Origin of the sequence: Hymenobacter sp. BRD67 (assembly GCF_013256425.1) — a bacterium.
Taxonomy (GTDB): Bacteria; Bacteroidota; Bacteroidia; order Cytophagales; family Hymenobacteraceae; genus Hymenobacter.
In genome coordinates this window covers 2,295,657-2,312,546 of the sequence record NZ_CP053904.1, presented here as the reverse complement: position 1 = coordinate 2,312,546, position 16,890 = coordinate 2,295,657, and the positions used below count along the sequence as shown (strand labels likewise).

Annotated in this window: 19 protein-coding genes and 2 pseudogenes; 9 read left to right on the top strand and 12 right to left on the bottom strand. The window is 57.8% G+C overall.

What is annotated here, in order from left to right; all coding sequences use genetic code 11:
- Window positions 1-249 precede the first annotated feature (249 nt).
- Window positions 250-615, bottom strand: a pseudogene (locus GKZ67_RS10825) (IS110 family transposase); the annotation flags it as partial.
- A 340-nt stretch (window positions 616-955) separates the two neighbouring features.
- On the opposite strand from GKZ67_RS10825, the pseudogene GKZ67_RS23495 reads away from it, so the two are divergent.
- A pseudogene (locus GKZ67_RS23495) lies at window positions 956-1,447 on the top strand (integrase core domain-containing protein); the annotation flags it as partial.
- A 163-nt stretch (window positions 1,448-1,610) separates the two neighbouring features.
- Here the strand turns inward: GKZ67_RS23495 and GKZ67_RS10810 are convergent.
- From GKZ67_RS10810 to GKZ67_RS10795, 5 genes are all read right to left on the bottom strand, one after another.
- A complete protein-coding gene (locus GKZ67_RS10810; RefSeq protein WP_173242281.1) occupies window positions 1,611-2,291 on the bottom strand; it encodes a hypothetical protein in 681 nt (226 codons plus the stop codon).
- A 4-nt stretch (window positions 2,292-2,295) separates the two neighbouring features.
- A complete protein-coding gene (locus tag GKZ67_RS10805) occupies window positions 2,296-2,934 on the bottom strand; it encodes an IS3 family transposase (RefSeq protein WP_173242280.1) in 639 nt (212 codons plus the stop codon).
- A gap of 3 nt (window positions 2,935-2,937) precedes the next feature.
- Window positions 2,938-3,201 carry a helix-turn-helix domain-containing protein gene (locus GKZ67_RS10800; RefSeq protein ID WP_173242279.1) on the bottom strand — a complete coding sequence of 88 codons (264 nt, stop codon included), beginning with the start codon at window positions 3,199-3,201 and terminating at the stop codon, window positions 2,938-2,940.
- A 25-nt stretch (window positions 3,202-3,226) separates the two neighbouring features.
- Complete coding sequence (locus GKZ67_RS24135; protein ID WP_262889599.1) at window positions 3,227-3,355, bottom strand: hypothetical protein; 129 nt, start codon at window positions 3,353-3,355, stop codon at window positions 3,227-3,229.
- A gap of 105 nt (window positions 3,356-3,460) precedes the next feature.
- Window positions 3,461-4,569, bottom strand: a protein-coding gene (locus tag GKZ67_RS10795) for an IS3 family transposase (RefSeq protein ID WP_410505014.1) whose coding sequence is annotated in 2 segments (ribosomal slippage) — window positions 3,461-4,308 and window positions 4,308-4,569 — 1,110 coding nt in all. Because the reading frame shifts where the segments join, the coding sequence is not laid out codon by codon here.
- A 67-nt stretch (window positions 4,570-4,636) separates the two neighbouring features.
- On the opposite strand from GKZ67_RS10795, the gene GKZ67_RS10790 reads away from it, so the two are divergent.
- The gene (locus GKZ67_RS10790) at window positions 4,637-5,488 is read left to right on the top strand and encodes a tail fiber domain-containing protein (RefSeq protein ID WP_173242277.1); all 852 of its coding nucleotides are present in this window, start codon (window positions 4,637-4,639) and stop codon (window positions 5,486-5,488) included.
- 351 nt (window positions 5,489-5,839) lie between these two features.
- Window positions 5,840-6,112: a T9SS type A sorting domain-containing protein gene (locus GKZ67_RS10785; RefSeq protein ID WP_173242276.1), complete on the top strand. Its 273-nt coding sequence runs from the start codon at window positions 5,840-5,842 to the stop codon at window positions 6,110-6,112.
- Between the two features lie 841 nt (window positions 6,113-6,953).
- Here GKZ67_RS10785 and GKZ67_RS10780 read toward each other — a convergent pair.
- Genes GKZ67_RS10780 through GKZ67_RS10765 form a run of 4 tightly spaced genes read right to left on the bottom strand, consistent with a single transcriptional unit; the run spans window position 6,954 to window position 8,156 of the window.
- Window positions 6,954-7,142 carry a hypothetical protein gene (locus GKZ67_RS10780; RefSeq protein ID WP_173242275.1) on the bottom strand — a complete coding sequence of 63 codons (189 nt, stop codon included), beginning with the start codon at window positions 7,140-7,142 and terminating at the stop codon, window positions 6,954-6,956.
- Complete coding sequence (locus GKZ67_RS10775; RefSeq protein WP_173242274.1) at window positions 7,133-7,435, bottom strand: hypothetical protein; 303 nt, start codon at window positions 7,433-7,435, stop codon at window positions 7,133-7,135. Before GKZ67_RS10775 ends, GKZ67_RS10780 begins: the two co-directional genes overlap by 10 nt.
- The gene (locus GKZ67_RS10770; protein WP_173242273.1) at window positions 7,423-7,680 is read right to left on the bottom strand and encodes a hypothetical protein; all 258 of its coding nucleotides are present in this window, start codon (window positions 7,678-7,680) and stop codon (window positions 7,423-7,425) included. Before GKZ67_RS10770 ends, GKZ67_RS10775 begins: the two co-directional genes overlap by 13 nt.
- Window positions 7,665-8,156 (bottom strand): hypothetical protein, encoded by a 492-nt coding sequence (locus tag GKZ67_RS10765; RefSeq protein WP_173242272.1) that lies wholly within the window; start codon window positions 8,154-8,156, stop codon window positions 7,665-7,667. Before GKZ67_RS10765 ends, GKZ67_RS10770 begins: the two co-directional genes overlap by 16 nt.
- A 146-nt stretch (window positions 8,157-8,302) precedes the next feature.
- Between GKZ67_RS10765 and GKZ67_RS10760 the strand changes: the two genes are divergently transcribed.
- Together GKZ67_RS10760 and GKZ67_RS10755 are read left to right on the top strand one after the other, a co-directional pair.
- Window positions 8,303-8,461, top strand: coding sequence for a hypothetical protein (locus GKZ67_RS10760; protein ID WP_173242271.1), 159 nt, complete (start codon window positions 8,303-8,305; stop codon window positions 8,459-8,461).
- A 667-nt stretch (window positions 8,462-9,128) separates the two neighbouring features.
- Entirely contained in the window at window positions 9,129-9,629 is a 501-nt protein-coding gene (locus GKZ67_RS10755) for a hypothetical protein (RefSeq protein ID WP_173242270.1), read from the top strand.
- Between the two features lie 720 nt (window positions 9,630-10,349).
- Here the strand turns inward: GKZ67_RS10755 and GKZ67_RS10750 are convergent.
- Both GKZ67_RS10750 and GKZ67_RS10745 read right to left on the bottom strand, forming a co-directional pair.
- Window positions 10,350-11,603, bottom strand: coding sequence for an arsenic transporter (locus GKZ67_RS10750; protein ID WP_173242269.1), 1,254 nt, complete (start codon window positions 11,601-11,603; stop codon window positions 10,350-10,352).
- A gap of 330 nt (window positions 11,604-11,933) precedes the next feature.
- Window positions 11,934-14,147 (bottom strand): RICIN domain-containing protein, encoded by a 2,214-nt coding sequence (locus GKZ67_RS10745; protein WP_173242268.1) that lies wholly within the window; start codon window positions 14,145-14,147, stop codon window positions 11,934-11,936.
- A gap of 407 nt (window positions 14,148-14,554) precedes the next feature.
- Between GKZ67_RS10745 and GKZ67_RS10740 the strand changes: the two genes are divergently transcribed.
- The 4 genes from GKZ67_RS10740 (at window position 14,555) to GKZ67_RS10730 (ending at window position 16,875) form a co-directional block, all read left to right on the top strand.
- Window positions 14,555-15,160, top strand: coding sequence for a TetR/AcrR family transcriptional regulator (locus tag GKZ67_RS10740; protein ID WP_173242267.1), 606 nt, complete (start codon window positions 14,555-14,557; stop codon window positions 15,158-15,160).
- A 48-nt stretch (window positions 15,161-15,208) separates the two neighbouring features.
- Complete coding sequence (locus GKZ67_RS10735; RefSeq protein ID WP_217278576.1) at window positions 15,209-16,123, top strand: MFS transporter; 915 nt, start codon at window positions 15,209-15,211, stop codon at window positions 16,121-16,123.
- Between the two features lie 77 nt (window positions 16,124-16,200).
- Window positions 16,201-16,449 (top strand): hypothetical protein, encoded by a 249-nt coding sequence (locus GKZ67_RS22630; RefSeq protein WP_217278575.1) that lies wholly within the window; start codon window positions 16,201-16,203, stop codon window positions 16,447-16,449.
- Between the two features lie 270 nt (window positions 16,450-16,719).
- A complete protein-coding gene (locus GKZ67_RS10730) occupies window positions 16,720-16,875 on the top strand; it encodes a hypothetical protein (protein WP_173242266.1) in 156 nt (51 codons plus the stop codon).
- Window positions 16,876-16,890: the final 15 nt, after the last annotated feature.

Genomic DNA, 16,890 nt, shown 5'->3' with positions numbered 1-16,890 from the left:
CACTACGATGGCCGTGGTCAGCCCGACACCGGGAATACTGGTCAAGTGGCCTAGTTTGCGAGCCAGCTCGGGCTCCGCTTGCAGCAGGTCAGCCAAATCCTGGTCTAGCGACTTGAGTTGGTTGACCAGTAGTTGCTGCTGAGCTGCTAGCCGTGCTAAGGTCCGGCTATCCGGTTGATAGCTATGCTGGTAGGCGTGGACCCGAATCTTGAGTTGGGCGGCTTGCCGCACCAGCACTTGCCGTTCACGGGCCAGGGCACGCAGCTGGCGCAGGGCAGGCGTGGGCGGCCGCCAGGCCGGCAGCGCCCGCTCTAGACCCAGGCGGCAAAGCAAACGCGCATCCAGTTGGTCGGTCTACCTCTTGAGTTCGGTGCTGCGGGCAAAATGCTTGACCTTATTGGGCAGTAGTACACTCAGCAGCTGCTGGTTATCGGCTAGAAAGTAAGCCAACTCTTCGTAGTAAACGCCGGTGGCTTCCACTACAAACCAGAGTGGGCTACCGCTAAGGTGCTGTTTGCCTACCCAGCTGAGTAGGGCCACGAAGCCGTTTGTCGAGTTAGCGAAGGTCGTCTCTTTGCCGAAGTGCAGCTGCTGGGTAAGGGTCGCGTGGCCCACACAGGCCACGAAGCTGTTTTTGGCAATGTCGATGCCGACGACGCATTTAAGGGGGCAGTGGGGGAAGGGAGCGCAGCCATACGCGAACAGGAATAAAAAGGGGAAATAGACGTAGCCAGGCTAGGTTTTACCGCAACTTTTCTCGTGCAAATGCGGGATGCTCCTGGCCTTGCGACTCGGTAGCTCCCTCCAACCTGTGCAGTCTTCAGGCAAAACGGGAAACGGGGCACCGTTTCTGGTGCTCAGCGTCAAAGCCACCAGGGCCCCGCGCTTAGAGTTGGATGATGTCCCCGTCTCCTTGTCTGGCTGGCCTCACCTTAAGGCCATGCAATCATACGAGAGCTGGAGCATGGATTTTGTGGCCGATAACCTCTTCGATGGCCGCAAAATCCGAGCTTTAACGATAGTCGATAAGTTGTAGTCGCCAGTGTCTGGCCATTCACGTAGGCCAGTCGCTCAAAGGCGAAGAGGAGTGGCCGTCATGAAACGCTTCCACCAAGAACTGGGCCTGGTGCTTGAGCGTATTCAGGTCGATAATGGCAACGAGCTTATCAGCAAGGCACTTGAACGCTGGGCTTACGACCAGCACGTCACGCTGGACTTTTCCCGACCGGGTAAACCCACGGATAATCCGTACATTGAATCGTTTAATGGCAGCTTCCGCGATGAGTGCTTGAATAGGCACTAGTTTCTGTCGCTGACCGATGCCCAGGAGAAGATTGAGCAGTGGCGCCAAGAATACAATGGCTTCCGACCGCACAGCTCGTTACAGAATTTAACGCCCGATGAGGTGGCGGCCGCCGCCACTACTGTCGAGCTTCAGAACGCCTGATGCTCTACTTTCAGCCGGCTCAGTATTTGGGAGGAGGTCAAGAACGCCTGATGCTCCACTTGCAACCGGCTCAGTAAATGGGAGCAGGTCAAAGCGGCTTAACTTCTGCCTACCACTGGCTTATCGAACGGGGAAGTGTACAGAGGGGATATACTTTAATAGTTTATTGCCAAAATATTGAATTAGGGTTAATCGTTTTCGCTAAAGTGCTATACTCATTATCTTTTGATTCAAAAATACCAGCATTATTGTAATAAAAGTATCCTTTTTCAAATGCCTGAGTTAGCGTGATGAACATTTTATCCAAAGAGTCATATATACTAATGGGATCCAAAATATCGAGGGGTGGGCTGTAAATATAAATAGGGCCTCCTATAACCTCAATGTTTATTAGGTGAGTTTCGTCAAAAAATATAGGAAATAATTCATTGGTATAATAACCTTTCTTCGAGTCATTCAGCCACGCTGAAACTGCGTCCTTAAGAGGAAGGAAAACTCCCGATATGCCGAATATTAGTTTGTTGGTTTTGAGATGTTTGAAATTTATCCCATTTCTCCAACGATATAATGTACTTAGTTCTTCAGACAAATTGAGTCCTACTGAAGTGATAATCGAAGTCACTTCATCTTGGTTTATTCCTGGAAATAAAAGCTGTTCGAAGGCTTCATTCTTCGAAAAAAGAACTTCTTCAAATCTTTTTAGCGACTCTTCTAATTTCATGGCAGTTTGTTTTTTGTGCGAATATAATGAGTATAAATCTTTTGCTACAAAGTTCCGGTAAGACCCACGTGAAAATGAGATGAAAATAAGATGAAAATGAGGTGGTCGGGTGCCAGTGGACACGGAGCTAAGGTAGGTTGAAGAGGTAGTGGAGTTCGATTTCGAGCGGGGTGCAGTAACCTAGGGCCGAGTGCATCCGCTGGGTATTGTAGTAGTGGTCCAGGTATTCGGCCAACTCGAAGCGGGCTTCCTCCAGGTCGGCAAAGCAGGCTCCACGGGGCAGCAGTTCGGTTTTAAGCGTGTTCCAACCACTCTCGGCCAGGGCGTTGTCGTAGGGGTTGCCGGGCCGGCTCAGGCTGGCAATGGCCTGGGTGCGGTCCAGCAGCGAGGTAAAAGCGTCGCTGGTGTATTGGCTGCCGCGGTCGGCATGCACGAGCAGGTCGGGCGGAGGCTGGCAGACCGTAACAGCTCGGGTAAAAGCGATCAGAATCAGGTCTGTATGCAGCGATTCGCTCACGTACCAGCCCACGACGCGGCGGGAAAAGGCATCGCGCCAGCAGGCCAGATATGCCCACTGCCCCGTGGCCAGGGCCAGGTAGGTAATGTCGCCCACCCAAATTTGGTTGGGTGCCGTAGCAGCGGGCCAGGTGGCGAGCTCATTAGCAGCGGCAATGGCCTGCGGGTCGGCCTGGGTGGTGCGCGGCGACCGAGTGCCAACCCGCGTGCAGAAGGCGTGTGAGCCGCTGCTACTGAGCCAGCCGCGCAAACGCTACCGGCCCACCGCATGGCCTTCGCGCCGCAACTCGGCCCGTAGGCGGCGCTGGCCATAGCGGCCGGCATGGGTGGTGAACACGCGCTGGGTCGTACCCGGTAGGGCCGCCACTTGCCCGGCGACCGGTGCGGGCTCGGCCGCCGGGCTGGGCGTGCGCTTCTGCCAGGCGTAATACCCGCTGGGGCTAACGCCCAGCACCTGACACTGCTGCCGCACGGGCCAGCGGTGGGCGTGTAAGGCAATGAAGGTGAAGCGTTTCATCGGCCCGTCGGTTGTGGAAATATCGTCAGCGCTTTTTTAAAATATCGCGCTCCATTTCGGCGCGGGCTAATTGGGCCCGCAACTGCTTGTTTTCCTGCTCCAGGGCCTCGCTGCCAGCGGGCGGGTGGCTTGCGCCCGCGCGGCGCGCACCCACTTACCCAAGACGGCCTCACTCAGGCCCAGCGCCTGCGCCACGCGCGTCGTTGCCTGTCCATCTTGTGACCTGCTCCCAATTACTGAGCCGGTTGAAAGTGGAGCATCAGGCGTTCTGAAGCTCGACAGTAAGGGCGGTAGCCATCACTTCGTCGGGCGTTAAATTCTGTAAGGAACTGTGCGGTCGAAAGCTATTATATTCTTGTCGCCACTGCTCGATTTTTTCCTGCGCGTCGGGCAGCGATAGAAACCAGTGGGTATTCAAGCACTCGTCGCGGAAGCTGCCGTTAAACGATTCAATGTACGGATTATCTGTTGGTTTGCCTGGTCGGGAGAAGTCGAGCGTGACCTGCTGGTCGTAGGCCCAACGGTCCAATGCTTTGCTAATGAATTCACTGCCGTTATCAACCTGAATGCGGGCGGGCACCACGCCGAGCTCCTGCTGCAGACGCGTCATGACGGCTACGACGTCTTCGCCTTTGAGCGACTGCCCAACGTGAATGGCCAGGCACTGACGACTAAAGTTGTCGACTATCGTTAAGGCCCGGATTTTGCGACCGTCGAACAAGTTGTCCGCCACGAAATCCATGCTCCAGCTCTGATGTGGCTGCGTTAACGCTAGGCGCTCCAACCGGTGTGCGGCCGCCCGATTGCGGCGCGGACGTTTGCTGCGTAAGTTCAAGCCTTCCAGGCAGTAGAGTCGATGCACCCGCTTATGGTTATCCGCCCAGCCTTCGCGGCGCAGTAGCGTGTGCAGCCGGCGACAGCCGTAGCGGACCCGCACTTGAGCCAACTCGCGTAAACGATGACGTAGCACGGTATCGTCCCGCCCATGCGCTTTATAGGACCAGCTGGAACGCGGCAAGCCGATTACCTGGCAGGCTCGTCGAGCGGAAATGCGGTAGGCGTCGATAAGGTGTTGAGCCGCATGCCGACGCTGCACGGGCTTCAGAGCTTTTTTTTGAGTACATCTTGCAGCATCTGCTTATCGAGACTCAAGTCGGCTACCAGCTGCTTAAGCTGCTGATTTTCTTCCTCCAACTGCTTGAGGCGACGCAACTCTGGTACGCCCAGTCCGCCGTACTTTTTCTTCCAGTTGTAGTAGGTGGCCTCGCTGATGCCCATCTTCCGGCACACCTCGGCGACGGCCACACCCGTGTCGGCCTGGCGCAGGGCGAACACGATTTGAGCCTCGGTAAACTTGGTTTTTTTCATGGCAAGTGTCTGGGGTTTTAAGGTACGACAAGTGCCTGATTTCTCTACTTTAGCATGGTCCAGTTTTGTGGGAACAGGTCACGGCACTACCACTCCCATTGCCCCGCTCCATGTGAAGGGCGCCGCTACTAATTCGGTGGCGAATGGCAGCGCCTCCTTTTTCAGCCCAGGCAGCGGCTTCAATGCCATCGGTAATATGTCAGGCAATAAAAGCACTACGGCCTACTTCGAGGGCGGCGAGGTGTGGGTAAGCGGCTACATCGTAGCCGGCACGCTAAACACGACTTCTGACCGGCGTATCAAGCGCGTTATTGGCCTCTCAGACCGCGCGGCCGACCTGGCCCTGCTCCAGCGCCTGCGCATCACCGACTACACCTATATCGACCAAGTCAATAACCCGCCTGGCATCATCAAGAAAGTCATTGCCCAGGAAGTAGAAGAGCTCCTGCCCACGGCCGTGAGCCGCAGCACCCAGGCCCTGCCCAACGTCTATGAAAAGGCGACGAAGCTGAGCTACGCCGACGGCCAGCTCACCGTGACTATGGCCAGGCCCCACGAACTGCCGGCCAGCGGCGGCCGCATGCGCTTTTACACCCCCACCAACGAGAGCCTCGACCCCGAAGTGACGGTAGTAGACGCCCACACGGTGCGTTTTGCCTGTGCCGATGTCCACGTTGCTGCCCTGTTCGTCTACGGCAAGTACGTGAACGATTTCCGCTCGGTAGATTACGACGCCCTGACGACGCTCAACGTGAGCGCCACCCAAGAACTGGCTCGCCAGGTAGCGGCCCTAGAAGCCGAAAACACAGCCCTTAAAACTCAGGTAGCTACTGACAAAGCCCAGGCCGCGGCCACGATGGAAACCTTCGAGGCCCGGCTGCGACGCCTGGAAGCTGCTAGCGGTCAGGCGCAACGCTGATAGCATTGACGTAGGGCCTGGCACTGCTAAGAAAACTGGCCTTATGGCCGGGTTTTTGTCTTCGTATTCAAGCCAGCTAAATTAGCTGGCTAATTCCTCACAAGGTAAAGTTTGTTATTCATAGCCTAAAAAGCCCCACTTGATTCAAGCGGGGCTTTTTGGGCATAGATGAAAGCCCCATAAAGCTTACTCCATTTGGCTGGGGTGGTCGGGTAGAAGTGAACACGGTGTCGATGGACTTTCCTATTATTAAGGTAGAGGCAGTAGCCGCCGGTAGCCGCCTCACTGCACCTACATACCTTCACTGATGCCATCGCTCCGGCCGGCTTACTTTACTACCGCCTGCGGTAAGTGGATGCCGCAGGCACCGCCACCCACTCGCCCGTGCGCGGCGTGGTGTTGGGCGGCAGCCTGGCCCTGTACCCCAACCCGGCCAGCGGCAGTATTACCCTCGCCGGTGCCACGCCCGGTATGGTGGTGCGGGTGCTCGACGCCCTGGGCCGCGTGGTGGCTACGGCCACGGCTGATTCTCAGGGTACGGCGCGGCTAGTGCTGCCGGCCGGCACGGCGGCGGGCGTATACGTGGTGCGTGGTGGGCAGGCCCTGCGCTTGGCTATAGAGTAGAAACGCCTCGTTTCCGCTGTGCCCTAGTCAAAGGGCAGGTACACAGCGGAAACGGGGCGTTATCAGAATAGAAAAGCTAGTTTCTCACTGGGTGCGCGCTATTTCCAAAACTGTGCGGAATGAAGTAGCACCTTCAACGGTCGCTGGGTATTTGGCGCGTACCGAAATAGTAGGTGCCTAGTAGTTTAGAGCGATTGCCAGCATGTTCGGCCGCATTAACCAGGTGGGAGTAGCAAGCGGCGGAACTAGTGGATTTACATTCCAATGTCGTTAACAGCACGCGCCAAAGGCGGTCGTGTCTGTTGTTGCGTGCGCCGCCTCGCCTCCAGATACTGCTCACAGAAGGGCCGGCCTTTGGGATGCAACTCGTTACTACTGAAGCGCAGTCCGTCCGATTAACGGGTAATAGTCCGTTCCTGCAAGCCGGTCTCGCGCAGTGCATACCCCTTGGTGAGCATTGGCGGCCTCAGGTCACTTGTACACTGACCCGGCATTCGCCCTGAAGCTGTCTAGCAAGCCGGCAGCCCGCCGGGGATACCGCCCAACTCGACTTCCTAAACAGCTTCTCTATTAAAGTGCTACTTCCTGGCACTTCGCCTTATTCAAATCACAGCGCTCCTGAAGTCAATTTTTAACCCTGCCGTTGCGGTCGACTAATTGTATGTGTTTTATATAATATATTGAAATAAGAATATTAAGAAAAACTAGTTGTATTTGTAAGGTAAAGTAAGTGCAAAAGGCAGCAAATACGTCCCCACGCAAACCCCACACCCGCAGGCCCCGTGCGGAGGAGCGAAAGCCCGTATCAACGAGGCTTTTGCAGCCCGATGCCCTGCCTCCGCTAGTTAAGGAGATTTTCGGGCGTGGGCGTCACGCTAGTCAGCACGTAGCCGTTGGAGCCGGTGCCAGGAGGAGTCGGGGACCCGGTGCCGCCGCTGCCACCGTTGCCGCCGCTGGCACCCCCGCCGTTGGACCCAAGATACGAGCCGGAGCCGCTCGCGGCGCCGGCTGCTCCGCCGTTCACCTGCACGCTGCCCCGATGATGGGGCTGCCCGGCGCGAGAAAATGTACGACCCCGCCGCCACCCCCGCCGCCGCCCCAGCAGGTATTGCTCGTGCCAAACCCATTGGACCCGTTTCCGCCATTGGCCAGGATGGTACCGTTCACGGAGATGCTGGTTTTGGCGGCAATGGTCACCACGCCGCCCCCGCCCCCGCCACTCCCGCCCACGGCGCCGGAGGTGGCGGCAACGCCCGCCTGCCCGTTGGCGTTGATGAAGCCGGTGGCGCCGAGCGTGAAGGTGCCCCCGCTCAGGATAGCCACCAGCCCGCCCCCGGCGCCGCCGCTGGTAACGACGGTGTTGCGCGCCCCGGACCCGCCCCGAGCACGCCCAGCGGCAGCATCGTGGCCTGCGTGCCGTTGAGCCCGATTCCGCCATTGGGCAAGCCCGCGGCTGCCATCGCCACGCCGGCCGATGCGCTGGCACCCGTCTGGGCGCCGAACTGCACCGAGATGGTGCCGTTGATGGTGACGTTGCCAGTGGCGCGCAGAATCATCCCGCTGGGCACCAGCAGCGTTGCCCCGGCGTTAACGGTGATGGTGGTATACTGAAAATTATAGTTCGACTGCGACATCGTAAAGTCGGTGACTCCCGAGACGGTGAGCGCCCCGGCGCTGCCGTCCCCAAACCGGCCGGATGCCCCGCTGGGTCCGGCTGGGCCCTGGGGGCCGGCCGGACCGTGGCCCCGGTGGGGCCGGTGTTCGTGGGCAGCGTTACGCTGCTGCTGCTGCCACCGCTGGTCAGCGTCAGGGTCTGGCCGCTCACGCCCAGCGTGGGTTGGGCCTGGGTGCCGAACGTGCCATCGGGCGCGGCGGTTAGCACCCGCTGGCCGCTGCCGGTGAGGCCGTCCACGCGCACGGTGCTGGTGCTGCCTCCCACGTGCAGCGTGGCCTGCGGGGTAGGTTGGTTGATGCCCACGTTCTGGGCAAAGGCCATGGTCGTGGCCAGGAGCAGGGGGAGAAGTAGGGGTAGCTGTTTCGTCATACTGCAAAACTATCTACTCCTCCCTCATTGTCAAGCTATTCGCGCCTGCGTCCCGGCTCCCACGCCACCCCACTCCGCAAGCCCCGCGAGTAGGAGAGAAACCTTCTGCTGTAATGCGCTGCCCGGCCTTGGCGATGCATGCCGCATTGTCTCCTTTCTTCCCTATCTCCGATGTTGTTCATTCTCTACGCTCCCCCGCCGACTGCCGCCAGTCGCCGGCGACGCGCCGCAAAACCAACCGGTTTGCCCTGGTGCTCTTCACGCTCACCGCCCTGGCTGGGCTGCTGGTCAGGTACCTGGCCTAGCCGCACCAGTAGCTCGTTGGCCGCTCGGGCTGTGGCTTTTGTAAGTCGGAGGACTTGGTGCCGGCCGGAAAGGGGCCGTTGTGCAGGAACTACTGCCCGCCAGGGCCCGCTAGCAGGGGAGCTTTTTGTTGCTGACACTACTCGCAGTGGGTGCTGCCTGGCGCCCCGCGTGGAACTCATCTTTCGCCAGCCACTATCCTGACCCGACGCCCAGGGCCATAGTAAGCTCGACGTCACCTGGCAGAAACAGCGCGAGAAGCTGCCGATGGGTGTGAGCTGCCGGCCCACTTTCAACCGATGGTCCTGCGCATCGTCTCGCCCAAGGGCCCGGATGCTGCCAAGCTCATGCGTCAAGCTTACACGGCTGAGCTAAGCGCTGTTTAGTTAGCTGGGTAATATGTCACAGAATAAGCTTATTGCTACAAAATTTCTCCTTGCAGCAACTTGCTTTTGTTCTATGTTTTTTCGGATGGCCAGCTGTATAATGCAATTTTCAAGAGAAGGTGCCAAGTAGATGTACGCGCCTAAGCGCGTACATCTACCTGGCTGTCTGGTTGTCAGGTATGTGTCACAAAATCAACCTGACTGTCCTTTTTGTCTTACGGTCAAGTGAGCACCTTTGGGCTGCCTTCGCCTATTGCCAGGCAGTCACATTTTTTTACTACTTATGAGTGCGAACACAAATGCGCCTGGCGCCACATTAAGCTTTCTAGGCTGCGTAAACATCGCCGTGAACCTGGTGACCAAGCAGTACCCCGGTGCTAAGCTCTACGAAGTGAATACCCAAGCCAGTAACCCAGGCCATGGCAGCCCGCTCAAAGGCTTGCGCGCCGTGTTTCAGGTAAAGGGCGGCACTGCCTTCGCCATCATGACGCAATGGGGCGAGTTTGGCCCTATCCAGTTCATTGCGCATCCTTGGCTGGAAGACGTCGTAATTCCTTGGCCTATTAAAATGGATATCGTACAGGCCGATGAGTTGCTGAAGAAAGCAGGCTACACCGACCCTTATGGCGCCGTAACCGTGCGCCACCCGCTCTACCCCGGGAGCTACGAGCCATACTATATTTTCTCAATGATGAGCGGTAGCTATGTGTTTGTGGGTGTGAACGATGGCAAGGTGAGCCAGCCTCAGCAGGCGCAAGCTGAGGCCGCACACGGGCCGGCCTAGGCCCCGGTTTGGGAGATTAAAGAAAGCCCCGCCGATTAAAAGGCGGGGCTTTCTTTATTGCTGGCCAGCAGTACCCAGCGTGTCACTGTAGCTTATAAGGGCCGGGGCGCTGCGGGCTGAAGGTCAAAAATGCTGGTAAGCAGCCTGACCCGTGGCGTACCGTGTGAGCTAGCTGCCCGGCGCTTGGTGAAAAGTATCAGACATAGCACCCCCATTAGTGGTCCCAGTAGAAGGGAGCAGATTAGGCGCATTTGAAAATAGTGCGAGGCGCTCAGGTGCCAGTGTTGAGCAAGAGCTTGCTGCAAATGTATCATGGTTAGCGCGTTAAGTGGGTGAGAAAAAAGGTAGGTAAGTACTTACTTACCAAGTAACGCAAAGATAACCCAAATGTTCTGACATTAAGCACTAATGAATTTATTACTTGCAAATGACCCCCGTTCGCTCATAGGAAAGCAGGTTTACGGGCAGGACAGTAATACTGATGATGACTTGGCCGGTAGTGCTGTTGCGCTCATTATGCTTTCTACTATAGGTAGTTATGCTATCAGGCCACTACCGCTTGCGCTGCCTGCCGCCCCGCCATCAACGCACAGGGAAACGGAGCAGGTAGTGTGACCTACGGGTCAGGCCTGCGCGGGCTCTCACGCCCGCGCAGGCCCGCCTTACTCCAAAAGCGCTGCTACCCACAACGCTTACCCCTGGCCCTAAAAAGAAAGCAGATTAATGGGGAAGTAGAAATAAAGACGCAATGGCCAGCAGCAGCGGCACTGTCATCAGGAGTGCGCCGAGCTTTAAAAACTGCCAGGCGCCTACTTCCACTTTTTCGCGCCGGAGCGCCGCCAGCCACAGAATAGTGGCCAGCGAGCCCGTAACAGAAAGGTTGGGGCCCAGGTCTATGCCGATTAGCAGGGCACTCGTAATAGTTGCCGGGCAGTGGGCTGCTTGCAGCACACTGCCGGCGATGAGGCCCGCGGGCAGGTTGTTCAGCAGGTTGCAGAGCAGGGCTACTCCTACTCCGCTAAGCCAAGCTGTTTTGGTGGCCGACTGCCCGGCACTCGCGGTGAGTAGCGCAGTAAGCCAGCCGGTGATACCCGTTTTGTTCAGCGCTTCTACCAGCACAAACAAGCCAGCTACCAGCAGTAGCACCGACCAGGATACATTCTTTACAATGGCAACCGGACTTTTGCGGGCGATAAGTACGACTACGCTGGCTATCAGCGTGCCGGTGAGGGCCGTAGCAAGCCCTAGCGAAGAGTTTAGGGCCGAGGCTGCCAGCAGAGCTACTGCCGTAAGCCCGATGCCGGCCAGGGCTACCTGCCCGCCGCGCCCAAGATTCGGCAGCTCAATATCTTGCTCAATATCCTGGCTTAGGGCGGCCTTTTGTGTGCGCCGCAACAAGAAGAAGGTAGCCACGATGGCCACCGTTGCCGGCAGCAGGTAGCGCGGCAGCCAGGTAAACAAGGGCGGTATATGCGCGCCGCAAATAACCAGGTTGGCCGGGTTGGAGATGGGCAGCACGAAGGAGGCCGCATTGGCAATAAAGGCGCAGCTAAATAAGTAAGGCAGCGGGTTTCTTACCTTGGCGGCCCGCACGGCGCTGGCCACGGCGGGGGTAAGGACCACCGCCGTGGCATCGTTGGAAAGAAAGGTGGTGACGACCACCCCCACCAGGTAAATAAGCAGAAACAGCCGCTGGCCCGAGCCCCTGGCCAGGCGGGTGGCGTAGGCGGCCAGCCAGTCGAAGAGCTTTTCCTCGCGGGCCGTTTCGGCCAGTAGCATCATGCCCGTCAGAAACAGGTACACATCCAGGCCCTTGGCCACCCCTGCCCAGCCTTCGGGTAGCGTCAGCAGCCGGAAAATAAGGAGCAAGGCGGCCCCGCCCACCGCCCACACAAATTCCGGTATTTTGAAGGGCCGGCTGACAACCAGCGCAATGGAAAGTGCCGAAATAATCCAGATACTACTTGTTGCCATTGCGTTGTACCCATTGCGCGGGCGGGCCTTACTGAATAGTTTTTTTAATAGGACAAAGGAAGCCGGGTGGCGCCGCACCCCGGCGTAGCCGCCCGTAAGCAGAGCTCTTCTTTAGCGCGGAGTGGTGGTCAGTATTCGATTTTTGCCAGACTGGCTCCTCCGATAAATGCTTGATGCGCATTTTTTTTCGGAGCGGAGGCCGGGCCCAAAGGGGCTCGTGAGGCGAACGCCAGAACAAAACCTGTACACTGACCCGGAATCCGCTGTAAGCATACAAAAAAAGCCCCCGCGCCAGGTATGGCACGGGGGCTTTTTTGTACGCGGGTGCCCTTACTGCGTCACGAGCACCCGCTGGGTCAGCGTGCCGGTGCGGGTTATCACGCGCAATACGTAGGCACCAGGGGCCACGCCCGCAGCGCCAAGATGAACGCTGGTGGTGCCTGCTTGCACCGCTACGGCCGGGGCGGCCAGGGCCGAGCGGCCCAGCGCGTCGAGCAACTGCACTTGCAGCGTTTCGGCGGTATCGGTCACGTAGTCAAAGGCCAGCTCCTGCGCTACCGGAACCGGGTAAACGCGCAGGCGGGTATCGGCAAGCGCGGCGCTGCTAGTAGCCAGGGCAGAGCCCGTGCGGGCCGCGCCCTGGTCCGAAAGCCACCAGCGCTGGTTATCGGCCCCGGTCCAGTCCCACTGCTGGAGGTTGGCACCTTCGCTCGCGCTGGGAGTGTCAAGCGCCTTGCCGCTGTTTTTGTTGAGAATGCGGTACGTCCCGTCGCTCTGCTGCTGCACCAGCCAGTACTGGTTGGCGATGCTCTGCCAGTCGTACTGCTCTACCTGGTTGCCATTGGTGGTGCCGGCCCCTACTATTTCCAGCGACTTATTGCTGTTCTGGTTCACGATGCGCACGTAGCCGTTGCCGGCATCTACCATGTGCCACTTCTGCTGGATGGCGCTGCCCCAGGTAGCCTGGCGCAGCAGCGCGTTGTTGCTGCTCGACGCCCCCGTGATTTCCAGCGCCTTGCCGTTCGACTTGGCGCTAATCTCAAACACCCGGCCCAGGGGTACGTCGCTCGTGTTCCACTTGTAGGTGGCCACGGCTCCAGCAGGCAGTGTATAGGTAAAGGACTGCCCGTTCCAGCTCACCTGGAAGGTGTTAGAAGCGCTGCTGTTGTTGAGGGCAATGAGCACCCGCGAGCCGTCGGGGTTTTTGAACGCTACGTCCTCGATGCCGCCCGCTACCGAGTTGGAGGCAATACGCACCGCACCGGGGTCCACAAACTTGCTGGCGTGGCCCAGCGCGTAGTATTCTACGTTGCGCGTTACCGCCCCCGTGCTGTTGTTAATAGTAACCACGCCGCGGCAGTTGTTGGTGCCGCCGTTGGTAGGGCCGCTGTTCTGGTCGAGCGCTAGGTTCCACTCCAGCGCACTCTTGGCCCAGTTGCGGGTATTGCCAATGATGATGTTGGACATATGCCACTTCAAATCGCCGGCAAAGCTGGAGCCGACCGAGCCCGTTATTTCCGTAAACCAGATGTCCTTGCTGGGGTAGGCGTTGTGCACGGTCGTCATATTAGCGATGCCGCTCGGGTCGGAGTAGCCATGCCAGGCCGAGCCGGCCGCGTACGATGCCGCCGCTGCATCCGAGAGCACCGACTCGACATAGTTGTTGATGGTGGGCGTTTTGTCGTCCCAGTTGTGGTCGTAAACCACGAGCTTGGTAGTGATGGCCGGCGAAGCGCTGGCGAAAGCCGGCCCGATATTGTTTTTCAAAAATGCCGCCTCGTTGCCGGGGTCCATGCGCATCGACATGTAGGCGGCCGAGTTGCCCGGCTCATTTTGCAGCGTCATGGCATAAATAGGCACTCCCTGGGCAGCGTAGGCTCGCACGTACTGCACAAAATAGTTGGCGTAGGCCTGGTAGTAGGCGGTGTTGAGGTAGCCGCCGCCCCGCACGCTGTGCGTGCCGTCGCTCTTGGCCTCTTTCATCCAGGCCGGAGCACTCCAGGGCGTACCCAGCACCTTGAGGGTGTTGTTCTTGCCCAGCGCCGCCTTCAGCATCGGCACCACGTCGGTAAGGTCATTGCCCAGCCCAAATTTGCTCAGCCCGGTGTCGGTCTGGCCTTCGGCCACATCGTCGTAGGTGTAGTCACCGTAGGCCGAGAAATCCGACGCTCCGATGCTGTGCCGCACAAACGAGAGCCGGATGCCGCTACTCGTAAACAGGTCGCTCAGCAGGGCATCGCGCTGCGAGGCGCTCATTTTCTGATTGAGCATGTAGGCCGCCGAGCCGGTCATGGCCGCTCCAAACCCATCTATGGTCTGGTAGGTCGTGTGGTCATCGAGGGTAATGGTGGTGCTGGCCGAGGCCGACGAGGCTGCAAAACTGATGTCGGGCTGCTGGGCCAGCAGCTTGGTTTGGTCGCCGGTGGTGAGCCACACGCTTACCGCTTCGGTCGCCTGAATGCTGGCAGGACGAAAAGCCGTGCTGGGCAGCAGGGCCAGCCCCGCTGCAACCAGCGGCAATCGGGTATATAGTAAAAACTTCATGGATGGGTGGGAAAAAGGAAGAAAAAAGAAAGTAAGCCAGGTAGTAGACAATGCCTTGGTCGCCAGACTTTCTTGGCGAAGGCCAGGCCACAAACGTTTGAGGTAATACAACTGGCACTTGCTTATACCCTTAGCACCCTGCCAACTATTTCTTGCTAAATAGCCTCCGGCTTGCCTGGGCCGCCCAGTATAGGCGCAGCTTGCAACCGGATTTTCGCCCGGCCAGGCGGCGGAAGTGCCGGCGGCCAATGGCTCACCAGCCTTCGGCTAAGCCTTCTTCGCGAGCGGCCACGCAACGCCGCTGTTCCCGCCGCCAGCCTTGTTCCGGCTTTTCAACAATTCTTGTTTGATTGTTTAAAAGTGCGTACGTTTGTGCACTTACTAAGTCGTTCCCTACATCGGCGCGTATGGCTACCAAAGAAGAGGTTATCCAGCAGCAGATTCTGACGGCGGCCAAACACCTGTTTCAGGTGCATGGCCTGGCGAAAGTCACGATGGATGATGTAGCCAAAGCCATCGGCAAAGGCCGAAGCTCACTTTACTACTACTATAAAAGCAAGGACGAGATTTTCGAGGCCGTGTTCCTGCTGGAAGTTCGGGAAATGCTGGCGGCGATGACCCGCGCCGTGGAGCAGGCAACCGGTACCGAACAAAAGCTGCATGCTTTCTTTCTGACCAAGCTAAAGGTTCTACGTGAAAAAAGGGGCTTTTTTCAGATGCTCGACGCCGGGATGGATGCAACGGCTTTCGCAGACTTAAAGAAAACCAAAGCCGTACACCACCAGCTAATTATGCGGCAGGAAAGCCGTTTGCTGGAGCACTTGCTCACGGAAGGGATGAGCCAGGGCGAGCTGCGCCAGCTGCCTGCCTCCGAGCTGGAGATACTCCTGCTGGTGCTGCTAAGCAGCATTCGCGGCTTACGGCGCGAGCTGGACCTGGAGGCTAACGAGGCAAAAATGGCGTCTGCCGCCGATATGTTTATCCGCATGGCCCTCCACGGACTTGCGCGCTAAATTTTTTGCCTTTTATTCGACAAAATGACGCATAATGTCTAAGTGTATATGAAAGCTGACTCAACCGGAGGTACTTTCCGCGCCTTCCGCAACCGGAACTATGCGCTGTTTTTTGCCGGGCAATCCATTTCCCAAATCGGCACCTGGATGCAGCGTACGGCCGTCATCTGGGTCATCTATTCGCTGACGCACTCGGCCGCAATGATTGGCCTGGCGATGTTTGCGCAGCAGTTTCCTTCTTTTCTGCTGTCGCTGCTGGGCGGGGTGGTAGCCGACCGCTACCCGCGCTACCGCATACTGCTGGTAACCCAAACGGCCTCGATGGGGCAGGCTATCCTGCTGGCGGCACTGGTTTTATCCGGTCACTACGTCATCTGGCAGCTACTGGTCCTGAGTGTAATCCTGGGTATTATCAACGCCTTCGATGTGCCGGCCCGGCAGCCCCTGATTCACGAGATGGTAGACCATAAAGAAGACCTGCCCAACGCCATTTCGCTCAATTCGGCCATGGTCAATATGGCGCGACTAATCGGCCCCGCCCTGTCGGGCCTGGTTTTACAGCGGTTTAGCGCCGGCTTCTGTTTCGGGTTGAACGCAGTCAGTTTTCTGGCTGTGCTGGCCTCTCTGCTGCTGATGACGTTTGCGCCGTTCAGGCCGGCTGTCGTCCCGAAAAAAGTGACGGCCGAGCTGGCCGAGGGGTTTCAGTACCTGCGGCAAACGCCGGCACTTAACCGGCTACTCCTCTTCATGGCTGCCATGAGCCTGCTGGTGCTGCCCTACGATACACTGGAGCCGGTGTTTGCCAAGGTGGTCTTTGGCGGCAACGCCGCCACATATGGCTATCTCAGCGGCTGCATTGGGCTAGGGGCGCTGGCTGGTACGTTCGTGTTAGCTTCGGCTAAAAAGGGAGCCGACCTGCGAAAGTTTATGCTGGGGAGCGTAGTCGTGCTGGGCGGGGGCTGAGTCTGTTTTCCCGTACGAGCTACTTTCCGCTGGCCCTTCCGTTTGCCCTGCTCATCGGCCTGGGGTCTCTCACCCCGATGGCCGCCGCCATTGCCATTCTCCAAACCGAGGCCGCCGCCCACATGCGCGGCCGGGTCATGAGCTATGTCGCCATGGCCTTATTCGGGATGCTGCCGCTCGGCAGCCTGCTCATCGGTACGATTTCTCAAAAAACAGGCGCTCCACTGGCCATGCTTGGCCAGGGAGTTATTGCCCTGCTCATCGCCGCGGTATTCTACCCGCTACTCATTTCAAAACCAAGTATTCAGGGCAGTAAAACAACCTGACAATAAGGCTCTTTTAGTCATTGAACCTGTTTAGTAAACACCCGAAAATAAAAAAGAACGTCATTTCGCAGACTGCCTTAACAGCTTCATTGACACGGGGGCGGCTGCAAGGTCTTACGCGAACCTGCCACCCGCAATGGCTACGAGCAGGCAAGAAGGTTCTTCCCAGTTAAAGATGATATATTAAGATAATATGATATATAAAATGCTTTCACGTATTGTGGGAGTGCTGATAAAACTGAAACAAGGGTTTGTGCTTAGCTTGGTAACATGAAGCTCTATTGGCTCTATCTGATAACTACCCTGCTGGCAGGCTATTGCTGTTTTATGGCTGCTCATCGCCATCGGTTTATACTCGCCGGCGTATTTGGCCTTTCGACTATCCTGAATTTTGTGATTTTCTGGGTCAGGCGCAAGCAAGTATAGAGTGGCAAGTAGGCT